This window comes from Roseibium denhamense (assembly GCF_009711415.1).
Classification (GTDB): Bacteria; Pseudomonadota; Alphaproteobacteria; order Rhizobiales; family Stappiaceae; genus Roseibium; species Roseibium denhamense.
Genome location: NZ_SMLZ01000095.1, coordinates 1 through 17,465 on the forward strand (window position 1 = coordinate 1; position 17,465 = coordinate 17,465).

Below are 17,465 nucleotides of genomic sequence, written 5' to 3' on the forward strand. Positions count from 1 at the left end.
GCATAATTGTCAGGATTATCTCAACATGCCGCTGCGAATTTAACCTGTTGGAAATGTCTCTGCTCTAGGTTGGGCTCATGTTCGAACGGGCAACGCAAAGACCCGTCGAGCTCAAAGCTGTAACTCAGTGGTACTTGGAGCAAGAAATATGAAATCTCTTCTGAACCGTTTCATCAAAGACGAATCTGGTGCAACTGCAATCGAATACGGCCTGATCGCGGGTCTCCTGTCCATCGTTATCGTTGGCGGCGTAACTGCAGCTGGTACCAGCGTTGGCGCATTGTTTGACTCCGTTGATACTGCTCTGCAGTAAGAACGGCAAACGTTTCCGAAGCGCAAAACCAAGATCTGTTTTTGCAAATTCGGCTGGATCAAGAACGGGCGGTTTCCGCCCGTTTTTTATTGTGTTCAGCGGCTTGCTAACCGTTAACCCTTGTCTGGCTATATTGGGACAGAGTTTCTGACTGGGGGCATGGCATGCTGACCGCCGCAATCCTTTCAATTTTTCCATTCCTGGTCGCTTTTGGCGGCATCTCGGATCTATTCACGATGACGATCCGCAACGGCGTTTCGATCCTGCTAATTGCAGGGTTTTGCGTTGTTGCGCTTTTCGCAGGGCTTCCCGCCTATGGTTGGGGCGTGCATGCTCTTGGCTTGATCGTGATCTTTGTGCCTTTTTTCATTTGTTTCGCCGCTGGCTGGATGGGGGGCGGAGACGTCAAGTTCATCAGCGCGATTGCATTGTGGATTGGCTACTCGCAACAGCTCGGGATCTTTATCCTCCTTGTTGCAATTTATGGAATGATATTGACCTTTGGCTTGTTGCTTCTTCGCAACCGGTTGATTGTGCCTGAATTTCTACTCCGCCAAGAATGGTTTGCCAGGCTCTATAGCCGGGAAAGCGGTATTCCCTACGGCATTGCGATCGCAGCTGCCGGTCTGCAGACATATACACAGACGACATTGTTTTCAGCGCTTTCCTAAGCCGAAATTCAAATCCAGACTTGTACAAAGGCCCTCGCACCTGCAGGAGCTGGCCATCGCCTCGCGTCCCAGGTTCCAGTGATTTCCAGACGTAAGTGATCTCTTATTGTTCATTATGCAATAAATTAAGTTACTATTTAGTAGTATTAACGAATATTAACCAAAAACATCTACGCATGGTTAACCATGTTTTGACCAATTACCCCTCATTCTAGTCTGGAATAGCGTTGTCAGCGTCTAGAGAATTGGGAATTGGTCATGAAGATCGCACGTTTTCTTGTTTTGGCAGTTGCCGTTGCAGCCGGGCTTGTGGCGTTCCGCATGATCATGATGTCAGGTGGTTCTGAGCCGGAAGTCGTGGTGGTTCCGGCCGAACAGGCCCCCAGCGAGCAAGTCCTTGTTGCTGCGAAAGATATTCGGCTTGGGGGAAAGCTGTCCAAGGACGATTTTGCATGGGCTGACTGGCCGGAACAAGCGGTCCCGAATGGTGCCGTTACAAGGCAGTCGAAAACGGTTACGGAAGAGACGCTGATCGGCCAGATCGCCAAAACCCCAATCTTTGAAGGCGAACCGATCCGGCCGGAGCGTTTGATTCGCACGGACAAGGGTTTCATGTCCGCAATCCTGCCCAAAGGGAAACGGGCCATTGCAGTCAGCGTGGAAGCCGAGACGACTGCCGGCGGGTTCATTTTGCCCGGCGACAAGGTGGATCTCATTCTCACGCGCGAAAATGACGACCTCGTTTTGAGCGAAACAATTCTGGAAAATATCAGGGTGCTCGCGATCGACGCGACCACCGCAGGGGAAGAAGACCAGAAAAACCTGTCGCCGAAGCGGACTGCGACCCTCGAGCTCACTCTGTCGGAATCTGAGATCGTCGCCCAAGCCCAAAAGGTTGGCACGATCGATCTTGCGCTTCGTAGTGCCCAAGATTCCGCCGATGATGAACCCTCCGGGATGACTAGGCGCGGTGTGAGTTACGTCAAATATGGCGTAAAAACACAAGGAGGGGCCCAGTAATGAAAAAGAGCAATAAAACACGGACTGTGAGGCCCGCGATGAGAACGTTTGCTTCCCGGTTTATACTTGCCTCCGCGATCATCCTCGCGGGGGTCATGCAAACCGGCAAACCCGCCACCGCACAGGACAATTTTCCAAATCAGGTTCATATCGCTGCTGGTGAGCGCGCTTCAGGCCGGATCTTGAATGTCGGCATTGGCCGGTCCGTCGTTATCAATCTTGCAGAAGATGCGGCAGATGTTCTGGTCTCTAACCCGGAGATAGCCGACGCGGTTTTGCGGACACCCCGCCGGATATTCGTCATCGGAAACACGGCGGGCCAATCGCGGCTCGTGCTGTTCGGTCGAAGCGGACGGGAACTTGCGAGCTTCAATCTGCGCGTTGAAAAAGATACGTCCGATCTCACCCGGATTATTCGCAAACTCATTCCAGGATCGAACATCTCCGCTGAATCCTTTAACGGCAGTGTCGTTTTAAGCGGGACGGCCAAAACCTCACTGGAAGCTCAGCAGGCAGCAGACATTGCGGCAAAGTTTCAGGGGGTGGATAGCTCGACCGAAGTCGTTAATCTGATTTCGGTTTCCGGAAAAGATCAGGTGCATCTGAAAGTGACGGTTGCCGAAGTTGAACGCTCAGTGATCAAACAACTCGGTGTCCAGTTCACCAACGCGACTCTAACAGGTCCAGCAGCCGCGGCGACCGGAAATTTTATACCGTTTCTCGGCAGAACGAACGACTTCAGTGTGAACTCCAATATTATCAATCAGCTGAATGTCGGAACCGTACTCAATGTTGGCGGCACATCGATTGATGCGCGTTTGCAAGCGCTTCAAAGGGACGGTGTTGTGCGAACTCTGGCGGAACCAAACCTGACCGCCATTTCCGGAGAAAATGCAAGCTTCCTGGCCGGCGGCGAGTTTCCGATCCCCATTGCTCAGGACGACAACGAAATCACATTTGAATTCAAGACATTCGGTGTCGGATTGGACTTTACTCCAATCGTCATGTCCGGCGGCCGAATTAGCTTGCGTGTCAAGACCGAGGTCAGCGAGCTCAGCAATGACGGCTCAATTACGCTCTCAGATATTGTCATTCCGGCCCTAAAAGTCCGCCGTGCTGAATCCACGATCGAACTTCCCTCCGGGGGGACGCTCGTCATGGCTGGCTTGTTGAAGGAACAATATCAGCAGACCGTGGACGGTGTTCCGGGTCTTATGCAGCTCCCGATCCTTGGCTCGCTTTTCAAGAGCCGCGACTTTCTACGGGAACAAACGGAACTCATGGTTTTCGTAACCCCCTATGTGGTCAATCCGGTGGCCCGGCAGCAGCTTGTCCGGCCGGATGAAAACCTGATGCCGCCTTCCGATGCCGAAACAATTTTCCTGAACCGGCTGAACAAGATCTTCAGCGTAAATGAGACCGGTGATGCGGGCACATATCACGGCCAAGTCGGCTTTATTTACAAGTGAGGACGCACAGATGCAGAAACTGAAAACAATCCGATCTGCAACTGGCCTCCACGCCGGTGCATTATGTCTGGCGGTTTTACTGGGCGGTTGCCAGAACAATTCCCAAACGCCGGATCAGATGCTTGCAAGCCACGACTACCGGTACCAGCACCCTATTGTGCTGACGGAGGCACCGAAAACGCTTGATTTACCAATTGGGCGCAACACTCGCCAGTTGGTTGGTCCTATCGAAGATACAGTGACCCAGTTTGCCATGGAGTCACGCACTCAAGGAAATGGCAAGGTCGAAGTTCTGATCCCGTCAGGCGCGGCCAATGAATCTGCGGTCCATTCGGTCTCGAAGGATATCCGGACCGCACTTCAGCGCGGTGGTTTGTCACGATCGCAGATTTCGACCCGGACGTATCCGGTGAGCGATGCCGGGGCCGATGCGCCGATACGTCTGTCTTATATTGCTATGCAGGCAACAGCCGGAAAATGCGGGAACTGGCCAAAGAACATAACGGGCGGGATCGGGGAGAATAACAATTACTATAATTTCGGATGTGCGTCCCAGGCCAATTTGGCGGCGATTGTCGAAAATCCATCCGATCTCATCACTCCAAGAGCCAGCACTCCGGCAGACCGCCAACGCCGGGCGACCGTCTTCGAAAATTATCGCGCAGGTCAGATTACTGCCGGTGAGTATGAAGAAGGCGTCGGCGCGGAAGTTGCAGATGTTGCACAGTAAGTGAGGACGACGATGAGTGCCGAGACAGATTACACAAGTTCTCCGGAGAGCCCGTTGCCCCTTCGTGAACCGATGGACGAGCGGTTTCCCAGTGGCGAAGAAGCTGCGCATATCAGGTCAGTCCCGCGTGTAACAATCCAGGGGTTTTGCCTGACCGAGGCGACCATGCGGGTGCTCGAAGCGGCAACCGAAGACCGCCGGATGGCAAAAGCGCATCTGAAGACGGACTTTGGCGGTATTCCCGGCGCTATTGAAATGTTTGAGCAAGCGCCGACCCCTAACTTAGTGATCGTCGAGACATCCGGCCAGAAAGAGAGCCTTCTTACCGGACTTGATCAGCTCGCAGAATATTGTGATGCGGGAACGCGGGTGATCGTCATCGGGGACATTAATGATGTTTCCCTGTATCGAGAGCTGATCTCCCGCGGTGTGAGCGAATACCTGATAACGCCGGTATCCGTATTTCAGTTGATTGAAGCGATTGGAAACCTTTACGGCAACCCGGAAGCCGAGCCGCTTGGGAAATCAGTGGCGTTCTTCGGCGTCAAGGGCGGCTGTGGGGCGTCCACGATTGCGCATAATGGCGCCTGGGCTCTGGCGCGCAGCTACCAGCACGAAGTTGTGATCGCCGACTTGGACCTGCCTTTCGGAACCGCTGGCCTCGATTTCAATCAAGATCCGCTGCAAGGTGTTTTTGAGGCCGTATCCTCGCCCGAGCGGCTCGACGAGACCTACCTCGATCGCATTCTGTCCAAGTGCAACGAACATCTAAACCTGTTGGCGGCCCCAGCAACCCTGGATCGAACCTACGATTACGGGGAAAAATCTTTCGACCTCTTGTGCGAAACCATGCTTGCAAGCACGCCCCACGTTGTCCTGGATGTCCCGCATGCCTGGAACGGCTGGGTCAAGAACGTTCTGCTCAATGCCGATGAGATCGTTTTGGTGGCTGAGCCGGATCTTGCAAATCTGCGGAATGCCAAAAACGTGGCCGATACGCTGAAGCAAATGCGTCCCAACGACCGTCCACCGCACCTGATCATAAACAAGGTGAACGTTCCGAAACGTCCGGAAATCAAGCCGGAAGAATTTGCCAGCGCTTTGGGTTTGACAGTGCAAGCATCGATACCATTCGAGCCTCAACTGTTCGGCACAGCAGCCAACAATGGCCAGATGATTGGTGAATTGGACGGAAAACATCCGATCTCGCAGGTATTTGATGATCTCGCAATTACGCTGTCAGGCAAAGCGCAACCGAGCAAATCAGCGCGTCCTGGCCTGGGAAGCCTTTTGTCGAAGCTGACCCGCAGAGCCGGATAGATGCGCGCATGAATGGAGCAGTAGGTTATTATGTTTGGTAGACGCGGCAGCACATCGACAGGGACACCGCCGGTCCGGCCCGGCGGCCCTGCCGGTATGCCTGAAATCCCGCAGATTGAGGATGCTGCCGGCGTTTCTCCGCCCGAGCCGCCAGCACCGATCAAAACTGAGCCCAAAAGCCCCTCCGTTGCCCCTCCGCCGCAACCGGCGCAGGCACCTGCTCCGCGCAAAAAGACAAGCGAGTACTACGAGACGAAGGCGCAGATCTTCAATGCGCTCGTAGAGGCCATCGACCTGTCGCAGCTGGCCCGGCTGGATGCGGAAGATGCACGTGACGAGATCCGCGATGTTGTGAATGACATCATCGCACTGAAGAACGTTGTTCTTTCGATCTCTGAACAGGAGGATCTGCTTGAGGATATCTGCAACGATGTCCTCGGTTACGGACCTCTTGAGCCATTGCTTGCGCGTGACGACATTGCCGACATCATGGTCAATGGCGCTTTCACCGTCTACATCGAAACCGAGGGCAAGGTTGAGCAAACAGGGGTCACTTTCCGCGACAATGCGCAGCTGATGAACATCTGCCAGCGTATTGTGAGCCAGGTTGGTCGGCGTGTGGATGATGCAAGCCCAATTTGTGATGCGCGTTTGCCGGATGGGTCTCGTGTAAACGTTATTGCGCCGCCGCTCTCGATTGATGGTCCGGCACTAACAATCCGGAAGTTCAAACGCGACAAGCTCACCCTTGATCAACTGGTGAAGTTCGGCTCGATTACGAAGGAAGGCGCGACGATTCTACAGATCATCGGACGGTCCCGGTGTAATGTTCTCATTTCCGGCGGTACGGGCTCCGGTAAAACGACCCTTTTGAACTGTCTGACCGCTTACATTGACGGCACCGAACGCATCATTACCTGCGAAGATTCCGCGGAATTGCAGCTGCAACAGCCGCATGTTGTTCGCCTGGAAACGCGTCCTCCCAACCTTGAAGGGGAGGGTGAGATCACGATGCGCGATTTGGTGAAGAACTGCCTTCGTATGCGCCCGGAACGCATTATCGTCGGCGAGGTGCGTGGACCTGAGGCCTTTGACCTGTTGCAGGCAATGAACACAGGTCACGACGGGTCCATGGGGACCCTCCACGCCAACTCTCCGAGAGAGGCTCTTTCACGGCTTGAATCAATGATCACGATGGGCGGATTTTCGCTTCCCTCCCGAACATTGAGAGAGATGATCGTGTCTTCAATTGATGTGGTCGTGCAGGCGGCACGTCTTCGGGACGGGTCCCGCCGGATCACACATGTTACCGAAGTGCTTGGCATGGAAGGTGATACGATCACGACCCAGGATGTCTTCATCTATGACATGGTTGGTGAGGATCCGAATGGGCGGATCATTGGCCGGCATAGATCGACCGGGATCGGTCGTCCGAAGTTCTGGGATCGCGCCCGCTACTTTGGTGAGGAAAACCGTTTGGCACAGGCGCTCGATGCTGCCGAAATGCCTGAATATGCAGTGGAATAATGTAATATGGCGGGTTTAGAGGAGCTGTTGACACCGACGGTGACCGGAATTGCGGTAGCGCTTCTGGTCATGTTCAGCGTCGCGGGCTTGATATATGGGTTGTTTCAACCGGCATTGTCCGGCTCCAAGCGCAGTGACAAGCGTCTTCAGGCCGTGTCGGCGCGCCCTCAGTCGGAAAAGCAGCGGCGCCAGGTTCAGGACAACAACCGGCGAAAGAAGTCGATCCAGGATCAGTTGAAAGACTTCGAGGACCGGCAGCGCGCAAAGCAGGAAAAACAGAACAACGCTTCACTAAAGGCCCGGATGGAGCAGGCTGGTTTGTCCTGGGAGATGAAGCATTTCGTAATTTTTAGTGTTGTCTTTGCCATAATTTTTGCAGTCGCGGGTCTGGTTTTAAGCGGGAGCTTGTTGATCACTGCTGGCTTTGCATTTGTCGGTGGCTTCGGGTTTCCGCGCTGGTATGTGGGCAGCAGACGCAAAAAGCGCTTCAATGCATTTTTGGATGAGTTTCCAAATGCGGTCGATATTATTGTACGTGGCGTGAAGGCGGGTCTTCCGCTAGGAGATTGCATTAAGCTCGTAGCCCGCGAAGCACGGGAACCAGTCGCGTCAGAGTTCCGGAAAATCGGAGAGACGCAGGTAATGGGGGTTTCTCTGGCCGAAGCGGTCTCCCGGCTTCCAGACCGGGTGCCGCTCGCAGAAGCGAACTTCTTTTCCATCGTGATTACGATTCAACAGAAAGCAGGCGGCGGGCTCGCCGAAGCGCTCGCAAACCTGTCGAAGGTCTTACGCGCAAGGAAAGCCATGAAAGGCAAGATCACCGCGCTCAGCTCCGAGGCAAAGGCATCAGCTGGCATCATTGCATCAATGCCCTTTGCTGTCGCCGGTATCATGTTCATGGTTTCTCCGAACTATATCATTCTGCTGTTCGTTACGCCGACCGGACACCTTCTTTTGGCCGGTTGCGCGGTCTGGATGCTGATGGGTGTTCTGGTGATGCGCCAAATGATCAATTTTGATTTCTAAGGGGGTGTCATGAACCTAGAAACACTCGCAACCCCCCAGTTTGCTGCAGCCGTTCTTGCCATGATTGCCGTGACCGGGACGATTTTTTCCCTGGTCATGCCCCTTTTGTCGCGGGATGCCCTGAAAAGCCGGATGAAGTCGGTCGCGTTGGAACGAGACAAAATCCGGGCAAAGGAACGAGCACGCCTTCAGGCTGGCCAGGCAGAAAGAAAAGCGTCGTTGCGCAATCAGCCGAAGGCACAGATGAAAAGCCTGGTTGATAAGCTTAACCTCCAGGAGATGCTGGCAGATGACAGCACGCAGGACCGCCTCCGCATGGCGGGTTACCGGGGGTCAGCTCCGCTTTACTACTTTCTGACGGCGCGTATTGCGATCCCGGCCATCCTGCTGGTGATCGCAATGCTGTATGCATTTCTGGTCATGCCGCCAAAATATCCACTCATAACAAAGCTTTGTGCATGTTTGGTGGTTGCTGGTATCGGCGTTTTCGTGCCGAACCTTTATCTGAAGAACAAGATCGACAAACGAAAATTGGCAATTCAAAGGGCCTGGCCGGACGCACTAGATCTTATGTTGATCTGTGTTGAATCGGGTATGTCGATCGAGGAGGCTTTTCGCAGGGTCGCTGACGAAATCGGCATCCAGTCCATTGATCTTGCAGAAGAGTTGTCTCTCACGACAGCGGAGCTGTCCTTCTTGAGCGAGCGTCGAACGGCTTATGAAAATCTCGCAAAACGAACTGGCGTGGATGGCGTAAAGAACGTCATGATGGCGCTTGTTCAGTCAGAGCGGTACGGAACGCCGGTTGGAACAGCCCTTAGGAATATGGCCGAGGATACGCGCGCGCAGCGGATGCAATTTGCAGAGCAGAAGGCGGCGTCTCTGCCACCAAAACTGACCGTTCCAATGATCATGTTTTTCCTTCCCGTGCTCTTTGTCGTGATTATGGGGCCCGCAGTCATGCAAATCATGGATACGTTTAAGTAAAGCAACTATTGTGCGGCTAGAAGAAACGTAAGCTGTCCTGATATTGCTCGATTGTTAGTCATGGCTTAACAAACCGATCAAACCCAAAACACACTGGCGTGGATAAGGCAAAGCGCTGCCAGGCTGAATGAAATCAATTGATCGCAGGGCAATTGCCGGACGCAAGGCCATCAACGCGTTCATGCACGCAATGAATTCGTTTTGGGGAACACAAGCCACATCTTACCCGTGGCCGGATTTAACGACCTGGCATCAGGGGTTAAATCAGACCAGCTGGAAACGGCAGCCTTAGCCCTGACGCTGTTTCATCATGGCTTGCAGATACTGGATGTTGGCTTTTGCCTGCTGCGGGTCGAGCTCGGCGCGGGCAACCTGGATGGCCTCATCATATTTGCCCTGCACACCCAGCACCAAGGCAAGGTTCTGGCGGACACGGCTGTCGGCACCGGGAAGCGTTGCAGCGCGCCGGAGCGTGTATTCGGCATCTGCAAGCTCGTTGCTGAGAAGATAAGAGAGGCCGAGATTGTTCAGCAAGCTAGGGTCATCGGGCGCAATCTTTAGCGCTTGCTGATAGAGGTTCCGCGCTTCCTGATGCTTGCCAAGCTGATCGAGGATAGCTGCCTGCGCGGACATGAGCTTCCAATCGGGTGTTGCCGGGACCTGCGCCCGCTGCAATACATTCAAGGCTTCGTCGAAGTGTCCCCGCATCGCGAGCACCTTGCCATAGGCCGAGGCAATCTCCCTGTCTCTTGGATAGGTGATAACGCCCGCACGCAGAACGGCCATCGCCTGTTCCGTCTGGCCGTTCTGGCTGAGGGCGCTGGCATAACCAAGGATAGCGGTCCGGTTTTTCCGATCCTTCTCATAGGCGCGTCCCCATTTGTTGACCGCGGCCCGTGTTTGCGTGCTTCCCGGTGCGCTGGATTGCAGTCCGCTGCCCGGCGAATGCGTGCCCGTGTTGGATTTGTTGGACGCACATCCAGCCGCAAGCAAGACGGCCGCCATTGTTGCAACCTTGAATCCTAAAGATGGTTTCTTTGGTTTGGAGCGGGACTGAAGCGCGTTCATGATCGAATTCCTTGGTGGTCGCACCTTTAAACTTACCTAAAGAAATAGACTGTTAACCCTAATGGATCGTTAAACAGGCTTGCGTTCTGCAACGATGACATAACGCGGGACCGGTGGCCGGAGCCTGATATTGCGAAGTCCACCGGCGCGGATTACGAGTAGTCGACCAGATCGACAGAATCGACGGAGTGCGCCAGTGCGTCAGAGCCTTGTCCGGAAATCGGAAGTATCAGTATCAACCCCAATCATAGGTGTGACGGAAGCCAGCCTGGAAGATGTTCTTGCCAAGCTGGGTGAGCCTGCCCGCGCATGGTGCACGGCAAACGGTTTTACCGGAACAGCCTCGGCTTTCCAGCTTGTGCCGGGCTTGCGCGGTGAGGTGACAGCTGTCCTGTTCGGACTGTCCGGCGAGCGCTTGGCTCATCCGTTCTCTCTCGGTTCTCTGGTAAGGACGTTGCCGGAAGGGGATTATCACCTGGACCAGACCATTCCAGATCATGCCGAAGCAGCCCTCGGCTTCGCTCTGTCGTCTTACGTATTCGACAAGTACAAGGCCCAGCCTGCAGCTTCGCGCCGTATCGCGGTATCAGACGATGTGGATCTCGACCGGATTAGCGTGATCCTAGAGGGCGTACAGCTCGCCCGCGACCTGATCAACATCCCTGCGAACGATCTTGGCCCGGAAGAGTTGGCAAAGGCTGCCGGTGATCTGTTCAACGCCCATGGCGGGACAGGCCGGGTTGTTGTTGGCGAAAACCTGTTGGGTGAGAATTTCCCCATGGTTCATGCCGTTGGGCGCGCCAGTTCAAGATTGCCCCGGCTTGCCGATTACACATGGGGCAAGGAGGACGACCCAAAGGTCACACTTGTCGGAAAAGGGGTCATCTTTGATACCGGTGGTCTCAACATCAAGCCCGGTAATTCGATGGCCCTGATGAAGAAGGACATGGGCGGTGCGGCCAACGTCCTCGGTCTGGCTGCAATGATCATGGCGGCAGAGTTGCCGGTCCGGCTGCGGGTGATCATCCCGTGCGTCGAGAACGCCATTGCCGGAAACGCCTTCCGGCCGGGGGATGTTTTGCCGAGCCGCAAAGGCATTACAGTTGAAATTGGCAACACGGATGCAGAGGGGCGCCTGATCCTGGCGGATGCCTTGGCGCTTGCCGACGAGGAGCATCCCGATCTCCTGCTCGACATGGCCACGTTGACCGGCGCGGCCCGGGTGGCCCTCGGCCCCGATCTGCCTCCGTTTTATACTCATGATGAGGAGCTGGCGGAGGACATTTCCGTCGTTTCGGAAGCCGTATCCGATCCGCTCTGGCGCTTGCCTCTCTGGCAGCCTTACATGAGTTATCTCGACAGCAAGGTGGCTGATATCAACCACATCAACACGTCGGGAACCGGTTTTGCCGGATCGATCACCGCGGCCCTGTTCTTGTCCCGGTTTGTCGAGAATTCAAAAAGCTGGGCGCATTTTGATATCTACGGCTGGACCCCGATGGAAAAGCCGGGAAAACCGTCCGGCGGCGAAGCCCAAGGCATCCGCACCCTGTTTTCCTTGATTGAAGAGCGTTTCAGCAAAACACAATAACGGCTCCGAAACGTTTTTCCGGTTAGACTGTGGGCGAAGGATGGGGTTCTCTCACAGATGCCAGTTGATCTGCGCGCCTCTCAGGCGCTGAAACTTATGCATGAAGTGAATTTGGCGCTGGTGCGCGATCAGGATCAGGACCTGTCCGCGCGCCAGCTGACCATATTGCTGACCGTTTATCTGGAGCCGCCACCGCATACGGTGCGCGGTCTTGCGGCGAAACTGAATGTGACCAAACCGGCGATCACGCGGGCGCTGGACACGCTTGGCGGATTGCGTTTGCTGTCCAGGAAGCGCGATGACGCCGACAAGCGCAACGTGATTATAACCCGAACCGTTGAAGGCGCGCTTTATCTGGAGCAACTTGGAGATCTTGTTGTCGAAAAGGCGCTGGAACTGCCGCGTTAGAGCATCGGATGTTTGCTTGAAAACACCGTAAGGTGCTCAGCTCGTTAGTAATCGACCCGTCTGGGCCGGTAATCGGTTCCGATTTCCCGCCCGCAGCGGGTCTAACCCGCATAGGCCTGGATTATAACGATGTCCGAAACACTTGACCGCCGCCGCCATCCGGTCCGCCCTGATCTGGCTGCTCTCGATTACAAGGGACGGGTCGACGCCGGCGCATTTGCCGAGGGCGAAGTTTTTCAGATTACCGCCGACAAAGTTGCCCTGCGCCCGGCGCCGGATGGCAGCCGGTCCATCGACACGGAAGCCCTGCGCGGCGAATGGGTGACGGTTTATGAAACAACGGACGAAGGCTGGGCCTGGGGGCAGCTCGACACGGATGGCTATGTCGGCTGGCTTCCTTCCGAGTGCCTGGGCAAGGTCACACCGGCAACGCACCGTGTCCGGGCGTTGCGCACCTACAGGTATCCAGGGCCGGACCTCAAGTTTCCACCGCTCGGCCTTATGTCCATAGGTTCTCAGGTGTCGGTTAAAGGTGAAGTTGAAAACCGGGGGCTCACCTATGCCATTTTGGAGGATGGCTCGGCTGTGGTTGCAAGGCACCTGGTGCCAGTCGACTATGTTGCTGAAGACTGGGTGCAAGTGGCCACCGAACTGGTCGGGACACCTTATCTGTGGGGCGGGCGGAGCAGCCTGGGTCTTGACTGTTCAGCCCTGGTGCAGCTTGCCGCCCAAGCGGGGGGACATGATCTGCCGCGGGACAGCGACATGCAGGAAGCCGAGGCGGGGGAAGAGATCGATCACCTGGATCCGGTGTCGCTCAGGCGCGGTGATCTTCTTTTCTGGAAGGGCCATGTCGGCATTATCGCGGGACCAAATCAGCTTTTGCATGCCAATGGCCATACAATGACGGTTGCGTTTGAAAAACTCGACAAAGCCATCAAGCGGATTGCAGAGACGGAATGGGGTGAGATCACGCGGGCGCGCCGGTTGCCGGTCATCTGACCAATATTATCGAGAACCGCTTTAACCGGTCAGTTATCCGTTGAGGCTGAGCGGTTGTTGCGCCGGCTGACTATCCTTTGCGGCGGTCTCTGCCTCCCCAAGCTCCAGATCCTCGATCTTGCGGCTGCGTTTCGAGATCTTGTCGCTTGATATGAGGATGTTGTCGATGTCCTTGTTGGCCTGGGCAAAATGCGACTGCAATTTGCCGACACGGTCGTTCAGGCGCCCCACATCGGCAATCAGGTGACCGACTTCGGCCTGAATGAGATGGGCCTGTTCACGCATTTTCGCGTCGCGCAAGACAGCCTGGATCACCTGGATCGAGAGCATCAACAGGGATGGCGACACGATAACGACACGTGACCGATGCGCCTTTTGCACCAGATCCTCAAACCGCTCGTTGAGTTCGGAAAATATGCTCTCAGATGGAACGAACAGGAAGGCCGTGTCCTGTGTCTCGCCGGGCAGAAGATACTTCTCGCTGATGTCCTGAATGTGTTTCGTGAAGTCCCTGCGGAACTGTGCGTGGGCCTGTTTGAGAGCATCTTCGGTTTCCGCATTGCGCAGAAGATTGAAGCCTTCCAGGGGAAATTTGGCGTCTATGGCCAGCGGCGGGGCGCCGTTGGGCATATGGATCAGGCAATCCGGCCGGGTGCTGTTTGAAAGGGTGGCCTGGAACGAGTAGGCGCTCGGGGCCATCTGATCCTGGATGATTGCTTCCATGCGTCCTTGTCCGAAGGCACCACGGGTTTGCTTGTTTGCAAGGATTGCCTGAAGCTGCCCAACCTGGCCGGACAGGTCTGTGATTGTCTTTTGAGCGCGGTCGATCACGGCCAATCGCTCGTGAAGCTGGCGCAGGCCATCATTGGTTTGTTTGCTGGTGTGCGACATGGACTGGCCAAGTTTGTGGCCCATCCCGTCCAGGCGGTCATTGACCGCGCGCATGAGGTCGGATTGCCGGGAGCCAAAGACCTCGGCCATGGTCTGCATGCGACCGGTCATTTCCCCCTGGCTTTTCAGCAATTGCCCTAGATGACTTTCCAGTTCGCGGATGCGCTCCGCTGCAACAGTGTCGGCTTCCGCACGGGACTGGATTTGGCGCTTGGTCTTGAATACCAGCCACAGAATAAGCGCCAGCAGGAAAAGTCCGCCGGCAATTGCCGCTTCGAAAACGGTGACCGGCCGACCGCCAAACACAAACAAAACATCATACATGAAACAAACATAGAACGATTCGCGGCGCCCGCCCATCCGCTGAGCTGTTCCAGCCGGTTGAAAACCCGCCGCGAACCGATGTTTTCCGCGTTGACCGGTCCGCCACAATTGCCTATGTCAGGCGCATGACAATACGCCCGATCATCACCATTCCCGACCCCGTCTTGCGCGAAGTCTGTCCGGCTATCGACACCGTCGACGATACCGTCCGGGCGCTCGCCGATGACATGCTGGAAACCATGTACGATGCCCCCGGTATCGGATTGGCCGCCAGTCAGATTGGAGTGCTGAAGCGCATCTTCGTGCTTGATGTGGCAAAGGAAGACGCGCCGAAAGAACCGATGGTCTTCATCAATCCCAAGATTGTCTGGTCCAGTGAAGAGCGTTCGGTTTACCAGGAAGGCTGTCTGTCGATCCCCGAATATTTCGAGGATGTCGAACGCCCTGCCGAAGTTACGGTCCAGTTTTTGAACCGGGAGGGGGCGGAACAGGAGATCAGGGCTGATGGTCTTTTGGCAACCTGCATCCAGCATGAGCTCGATCATCTGGACGGTAAACTATTCATCGATTACCTGTCGAAGCTGAAACGCGACAGGGTTACCAAGAAATTCGCCAAGCAGGCCAAGCTCGCCGGAAAACTTTAACAGGCGCCCCAGATTGGTCCTTTGCACGTTTGCTCAAACGCAGGACACCGGACGGAACGCCAATCTGGAGCAGCCTCCGGTGGCCCTGGTGTGCCGGAGGCGCAATAACGGGTCACACTCTTCGAACCACTCGGGTATGCAATGTCTCTTCGTGTAGTTTTTATGGGTACCCCGGATTTTTCGGTGCCGACCCTTCTGGAAATTGTCGGTCAGGGACACGAAGTCGTGGCCTGCTATTCCCAGCCGCCACGCCCGGCCGGCCGGGGCATGGACCTGAAAAAATCGCCTGTTCATGAGGCGGCCGAAGGGTTCGGGATCCCGGTTTACACTCCAGACAGCCTCAAGGGAGCGGAAGAGCAAGCGCAATTTGCAGCCCATGATGCGGATGTCGCGATCGTGGTCGCCTACGGTTTGCTCTTGCCCAAACCGGTTCTGGACGCACCCGTTCACGGCTGCTTGAACCTTCACGCCTCCCTCCTCCCGCGCTGGCGTGGTGCCGCTCCCATCAACCGCGCGATCATGGCAGGTGACAAGGAAACCGCTGTGCAGGTGATGCGCATGGAAGAAGGACTGGACACCGGGCCTGTGTGCATGTCGGAGAGCGCTACCATTGGCGAGCACATGACCGCTGGCGAATTGCACGATCAGTTGTCCGGCCTTGGCGGCGACCTGGTCCGCAGAGCTCTTGGGGCCTTGTCCTGGGGCGGTCTGACCGAGACACCACAACCGGCGGACGGTGTTACCTACGCGTCGAAACTGTCCAAGCAGGAGACGCGGATCGAGTGGTCCCGGCCCGCAAGCGAGGTGCATAATCACATCCGGGGTCTGTCACCTTTTCCAGGGGCGTGGTGCGAGATGGAGCTGGGCGGAAAGCCGGAGCGGGTGAAAATCCTGCGCAGCAGTCTTGTTGAGGGGAAAGCTGCGCCTGGAACTGTTCTGGACGCTGATCACGGTCCAGTCATTGCCTGTTCTGAGGGGGCGGTGCGTCTGGGGCAGGTTCAGCGCGCGGGCAAGAAACCAATGTCCGGAGCCGAATTCCTGCGGGGTACGAAGCTTCCGGCAGGCACGGTTCTCGGATAGATTACCGGCTGGGAGAAACGGATGAACACGGACCAGACCACTCTGACCATACGGGACGTTGAGACCGCTGACGAAAAAGCGGTTGCCGCGCTTCTGACCGAGGCCTTCCCGTCCGAAACCGAGGCCCGGCTGGTCCACACATTGCGGCATTGCGGGGCCTTGGTCCTGGAACAGGTCGCAATTGACGGCAGTGGCCGCATTGCCGGACATATCGCCTACAGCCGGGTGACGCCTGCCGCCATTGGCCCGGGGCAAGGTCTGCAGGTAGCCTGTCTTGCACCGGTAACCGTCAGCCCGGGCTTGCAAAGAACCGGGATCGGTTCAGCACTCATCCAGCGCTCGCTTGAAGATCTCAAGGCAAAGGGCGAAGACCTTGTTCTGGTCCTCGGGCCGCCTGCCTATTTTCCACGGTTTGGGTTTGATGCCACGCTGGCTGAGAAGGTCAAAGGGCCTTACGCGGGGGCTGCGTTCATGGCGCTGGCGCTGACAGACGCCGGTACCCGCGACCTCCCGGTCGAAGTGGCGTTTGCAACGCCGTTTGAAGAATTCGAATAGGGCGCAGATGCCGCGATACAAACTGACCGTTGAATATGACGGGCGGCCTTTTTCGGGCTGGCAGCGCCAGGCAAACGCGCCGTCTGTACAGGCCGTTCTGGAACGCGCCATCAAGGCGTTTTCAGGCGAAGAGGTCACGATTGGCGGGGCTGGCCGCACGGATACCGGCGTTCATGCCACCGGGCAGGTGTTCCATATGGACCTGTCAAAATCCTGGCCTGTGCGCACGATCATGGGCGCCATGAATTTTCATTGCCAGCCGGATCCGGTTGTCATCCTGGATTGCACGGAAATGCATGAAGGCTTCGATTCACGTTTTTCCGCAATCCGCAGGGCCTACCGGTACCGCATTCATAACCGAATACCGCCTCTGACCCATGATCGCGGGCTCGCCTGGCACGTCAAACCGGACCTCGATGCCGATGCCATGCATGCAGCAGCACAGGAATTCGTCGGCCACCACGACTTCACGACCTTCCGCCATTCCCGCTGTCAGGCGAAAAGCCCTGAAAAAACGCTCGAAACATTCTCGGTCCGGCGCGAGGGCGAATTTGTGATTGCCGAATGTGCATCACGCTCATTCCTGCACAATCAGGTTCGCTCAATGGTCGGAACCTTGCGCCTGGTCGGCGAGGGCAAGTGGGGCCCGGGCGATATTGCAAAGGCCCTGGCGGCGCGTGACCGCACGGCGTGCGGACCGGTTGCCCCGGCAGACGGCCTTTATCTCACACGGGTCGACTACCGCCCTGCTGATGTTGATATCGCGCTTTATGCCGATTGGCAGGCCCGCAAGGCAGCAATGGACGCAGAAATCGCCGACGATCCCGGCGCATAGGTCC

The 17,465-nt window shown here is 56.1% G+C and carries 18 protein-coding genes; 16 read left to right on the forward strand and 2 right to left on the reverse strand.

All coding sequences use genetic code 11. The features are described from left to right. The first annotated feature begins 148 nt into the window (after positions 1-148). From E1180_RS05185 to E1180_RS05225, 9 genes are all read left to right on the forward strand, one after another. Positions 149-313 (forward strand): Flp family type IVb pilin, encoded by a 165-nt coding sequence (locus E1180_RS05185; RefSeq protein ID WP_155190056.1) that lies wholly within the window; start codon positions 149-151, stop codon positions 311-313. Positions 314-477: 164 nt separating this feature from the next. Continuing rightward, positions 478-984, forward strand: coding sequence for an A24 family peptidase (locus tag E1180_RS05190; protein ID WP_155190058.1), 507 nt, complete (start codon positions 478-480; stop codon positions 982-984). 258 nt (positions 985-1,242) lie between these two features. Continuing rightward, on the forward strand, positions 1,243-2,004 hold the full coding sequence (gene cpaB, locus E1180_RS05195; protein ID WP_155190060.1) for a Flp pilus assembly protein CpaB: 762 nt from the start codon (positions 1,243-1,245) through the stop codon (positions 2,002-2,004). Between the two features lie 38 nt (positions 2,005-2,042). Continuing rightward, positions 2,043-3,473: a type II and III secretion system protein family protein gene (locus tag E1180_RS05200; RefSeq protein ID WP_208996946.1), complete on the forward strand. Its 1,431-nt coding sequence runs from the start codon at positions 2,043-2,045 to the stop codon at positions 3,471-3,473. A 10-nt stretch (positions 3,474-3,483) separates the two neighbouring features. Next, the gene (locus E1180_RS05205) at positions 3,484-4,203 is read left to right on the forward strand and encodes a CpaD family pilus assembly protein (RefSeq protein ID WP_155190064.1); all 720 of its coding nucleotides are present in this window, start codon (positions 3,484-3,486) and stop codon (positions 4,201-4,203) included. Between the two features lie 12 nt (positions 4,204-4,215). Beyond that, positions 4,216-5,523, forward strand: coding sequence for a CpaE/TadZ family protein (locus E1180_RS05210; protein WP_155190065.1), 1,308 nt, complete (start codon positions 4,216-4,218; stop codon positions 5,521-5,523). 30 nt (positions 5,524-5,553) lie between these two features. Next, positions 5,554-7,050: a TadA family conjugal transfer-associated ATPase gene (locus tag E1180_RS05215; RefSeq protein ID WP_425280900.1), complete on the forward strand. Its 1,497-nt coding sequence runs from the start codon at positions 5,554-5,556 to the stop codon at positions 7,048-7,050. Positions 7,051-7,056: 6 nt separating this feature from the next. Continuing rightward, positions 7,057-8,076: a type II secretion system F family protein gene (locus E1180_RS05220; protein ID WP_155190067.1), complete on the forward strand. Its 1,020-nt coding sequence runs from the start codon at positions 7,057-7,059 to the stop codon at positions 8,074-8,076. A 9-nt stretch (positions 8,077-8,085) separates the two neighbouring features. Beyond that, positions 8,086-9,063 carry a type II secretion system F family protein gene (locus E1180_RS05225; RefSeq protein WP_155190069.1) on the forward strand — a complete coding sequence of 326 codons (978 nt, stop codon included), beginning with the start codon at positions 8,086-8,088 and terminating at the stop codon, positions 9,061-9,063. 288 nt (positions 9,064-9,351) lie between these two features. Here E1180_RS05225 and E1180_RS05230 read toward each other — a convergent pair whose 3' ends face one another. Then, positions 9,352-10,068 (reverse strand): tetratricopeptide repeat protein, encoded by a 717-nt coding sequence (locus E1180_RS05230; protein ID WP_208996947.1) that lies wholly within the window; start codon positions 10,066-10,068, stop codon positions 9,352-9,354. Between the two features lie 259 nt (positions 10,069-10,327). Here E1180_RS05230 and E1180_RS05235 point away from each other — a divergent pair, with 259 nt between their 5' ends. The 3 genes from E1180_RS05235 to E1180_RS05245 all read left to right on the forward strand — a co-directional run bounded on the left by E1180_RS05235 (position 10,328) and on the right by E1180_RS05245 (position 13,132). Beyond that, a complete protein-coding gene (locus E1180_RS05235) occupies positions 10,328-11,722 on the forward strand; it encodes a leucyl aminopeptidase family protein (protein WP_283404498.1) in 1,395 nt (464 codons plus the stop codon). A gap of 57 nt (positions 11,723-11,779) precedes the next feature. Then, positions 11,780-12,130, forward strand: coding sequence for a MarR family transcriptional regulator (locus E1180_RS05240; RefSeq protein WP_155190072.1), 351 nt, complete (start codon positions 11,780-11,782; stop codon positions 12,128-12,130). Positions 12,131-12,259: 129 nt separating this feature from the next. After that, entirely contained in the window at positions 12,260-13,132 is an 873-nt protein-coding gene (locus E1180_RS05245) for a C40 family peptidase (protein WP_155190074.1), read from the forward strand. Positions 13,133-13,165: 33 nt separating this feature from the next. On the opposite strand, the gene E1180_RS05250 is transcribed toward E1180_RS05245, so the two are convergent. Next, positions 13,166-14,347: a DNA recombination protein RmuC gene (locus tag E1180_RS05250; protein WP_155190076.1), complete on the reverse strand. Its 1,182-nt coding sequence runs from the start codon at positions 14,345-14,347 to the stop codon at positions 13,166-13,168. A gap of 125 nt (positions 14,348-14,472) precedes the next feature. On the opposite strand from E1180_RS05250, the gene def reads away from it, so the two are divergent. The 4 genes from def to truA all read left to right on the forward strand — a co-directional run bounded on the left by def (position 14,473) and on the right by truA (position 17,461). After that, on the forward strand, positions 14,473-14,991 hold the full coding sequence (gene def / locus E1180_RS05255; RefSeq protein WP_155190078.1) for a peptide deformylase: 519 nt from the start codon (positions 14,473-14,475) through the stop codon (positions 14,989-14,991). Between the two features lie 141 nt (positions 14,992-15,132). Continuing rightward, complete coding sequence (gene fmt / locus E1180_RS05260) at positions 15,133-16,071, forward strand: methionyl-tRNA formyltransferase (RefSeq protein ID WP_155190080.1); 939 nt, start codon at positions 15,133-15,135, stop codon at positions 16,069-16,071. Between the two features lie 21 nt (positions 16,072-16,092). Further along, positions 16,093-16,626, forward strand: coding sequence for a GNAT family N-acetyltransferase (locus tag E1180_RS05265; RefSeq protein WP_155190082.1), 534 nt, complete (start codon positions 16,093-16,095; stop codon positions 16,624-16,626). A gap of 7 nt (positions 16,627-16,633) precedes the next feature. Next, positions 16,634-17,461: a tRNA pseudouridine(38-40) synthase TruA gene (gene truA, locus E1180_RS05270; RefSeq protein WP_155190084.1), complete on the forward strand. Its 828-nt coding sequence runs from the start codon at positions 16,634-16,636 to the stop codon at positions 17,459-17,461. The last annotated feature ends 4 nt before the right edge of the window (positions 17,462-17,465 follow it).

Excerpts from the sequence above, each read along its gene's own strand:
- E1180_RS05185 (WP_155190056.1), top strand. The coding sequence starts at position 149 with ATGAAATCTCTTCTGAACCGTTTCATCAAAGACGAATCTGGTGCAACT.
- E1180_RS05190 (WP_155190058.1), top strand. The coding sequence starts at position 478 with ATGCTGACCGCCGCAATCCTTTCAATTTTTCCATTCCTGGTCGCTTTT.
- cpaB (WP_155190060.1), top strand. The coding sequence starts at position 1,243 with ATGAAGATCGCACGTTTTCTTGTTTTGGCAGTTGCCGTTGCAGCCGGG.
- E1180_RS05200 (WP_208996946.1), top strand. The coding sequence starts at position 2,043 with ATGAGAACGTTTGCTTCCCGGTTTATACTTGCCTCCGCGATCATCCTC.
- E1180_RS05205 (WP_155190064.1), top strand. The coding sequence starts at position 3,484 with ATGCAGAAACTGAAAACAATCCGATCTGCAACTGGCCTCCACGCCGGT.
- E1180_RS05210 (WP_155190065.1), top strand. The coding sequence starts at position 4,216 with ATGAGTGCCGAGACAGATTACACAAGTTCTCCGGAGAGCCCGTTGCCC.
- E1180_RS05215 (WP_425280900.1), top strand. The coding sequence starts at position 5,554 with ATGTTTGGTAGACGCGGCAGCACATCGACAGGGACACCGCCGGTCCGG.
- E1180_RS05220 (WP_155190067.1), top strand. The coding sequence starts at position 7,057 with ATGGCGGGTTTAGAGGAGCTGTTGACACCGACGGTGACCGGAATTGCG.
- E1180_RS05225 (WP_155190069.1), top strand. The coding sequence starts at position 8,086 with ATGAACCTAGAAACACTCGCAACCCCCCAGTTTGCTGCAGCCGTTCTT.
- E1180_RS05230 (WP_208996947.1), bottom strand. The coding sequence starts at position 10,068 with ATGGCGGCCGTCTTGCTTGCGGCTGGATGTGCGTCCAACAAATCCAAC.
- E1180_RS05240 (WP_155190072.1), top strand. The coding sequence starts at position 11,780 with ATGCCAGTTGATCTGCGCGCCTCTCAGGCGCTGAAACTTATGCATGAA.
- E1180_RS05245 (WP_155190074.1), top strand. The coding sequence starts at position 12,260 with ATGTCCGAAACACTTGACCGCCGCCGCCATCCGGTCCGCCCTGATCTG.
- E1180_RS05250 (WP_155190076.1), bottom strand. The coding sequence starts at position 14,347 with ATGTATGATGTTTTGTTTGTGTTTGGCGGTCGGCCGGTCACCGTTTTC.
- def (WP_155190078.1), top strand. The coding sequence starts at position 14,473 with ATGACAATACGCCCGATCATCACCATTCCCGACCCCGTCTTGCGCGAA.
- fmt (WP_155190080.1), top strand. The coding sequence starts at position 15,133 with ATGTCTCTTCGTGTAGTTTTTATGGGTACCCCGGATTTTTCGGTGCCG.
- E1180_RS05265 (WP_155190082.1), top strand. The coding sequence starts at position 16,093 with ATGAACACGGACCAGACCACTCTGACCATACGGGACGTTGAGACCGCT.
- truA (WP_155190084.1), top strand. The coding sequence starts at position 16,634 with ATGCCGCGATACAAACTGACCGTTGAATATGACGGGCGGCCTTTTTCG.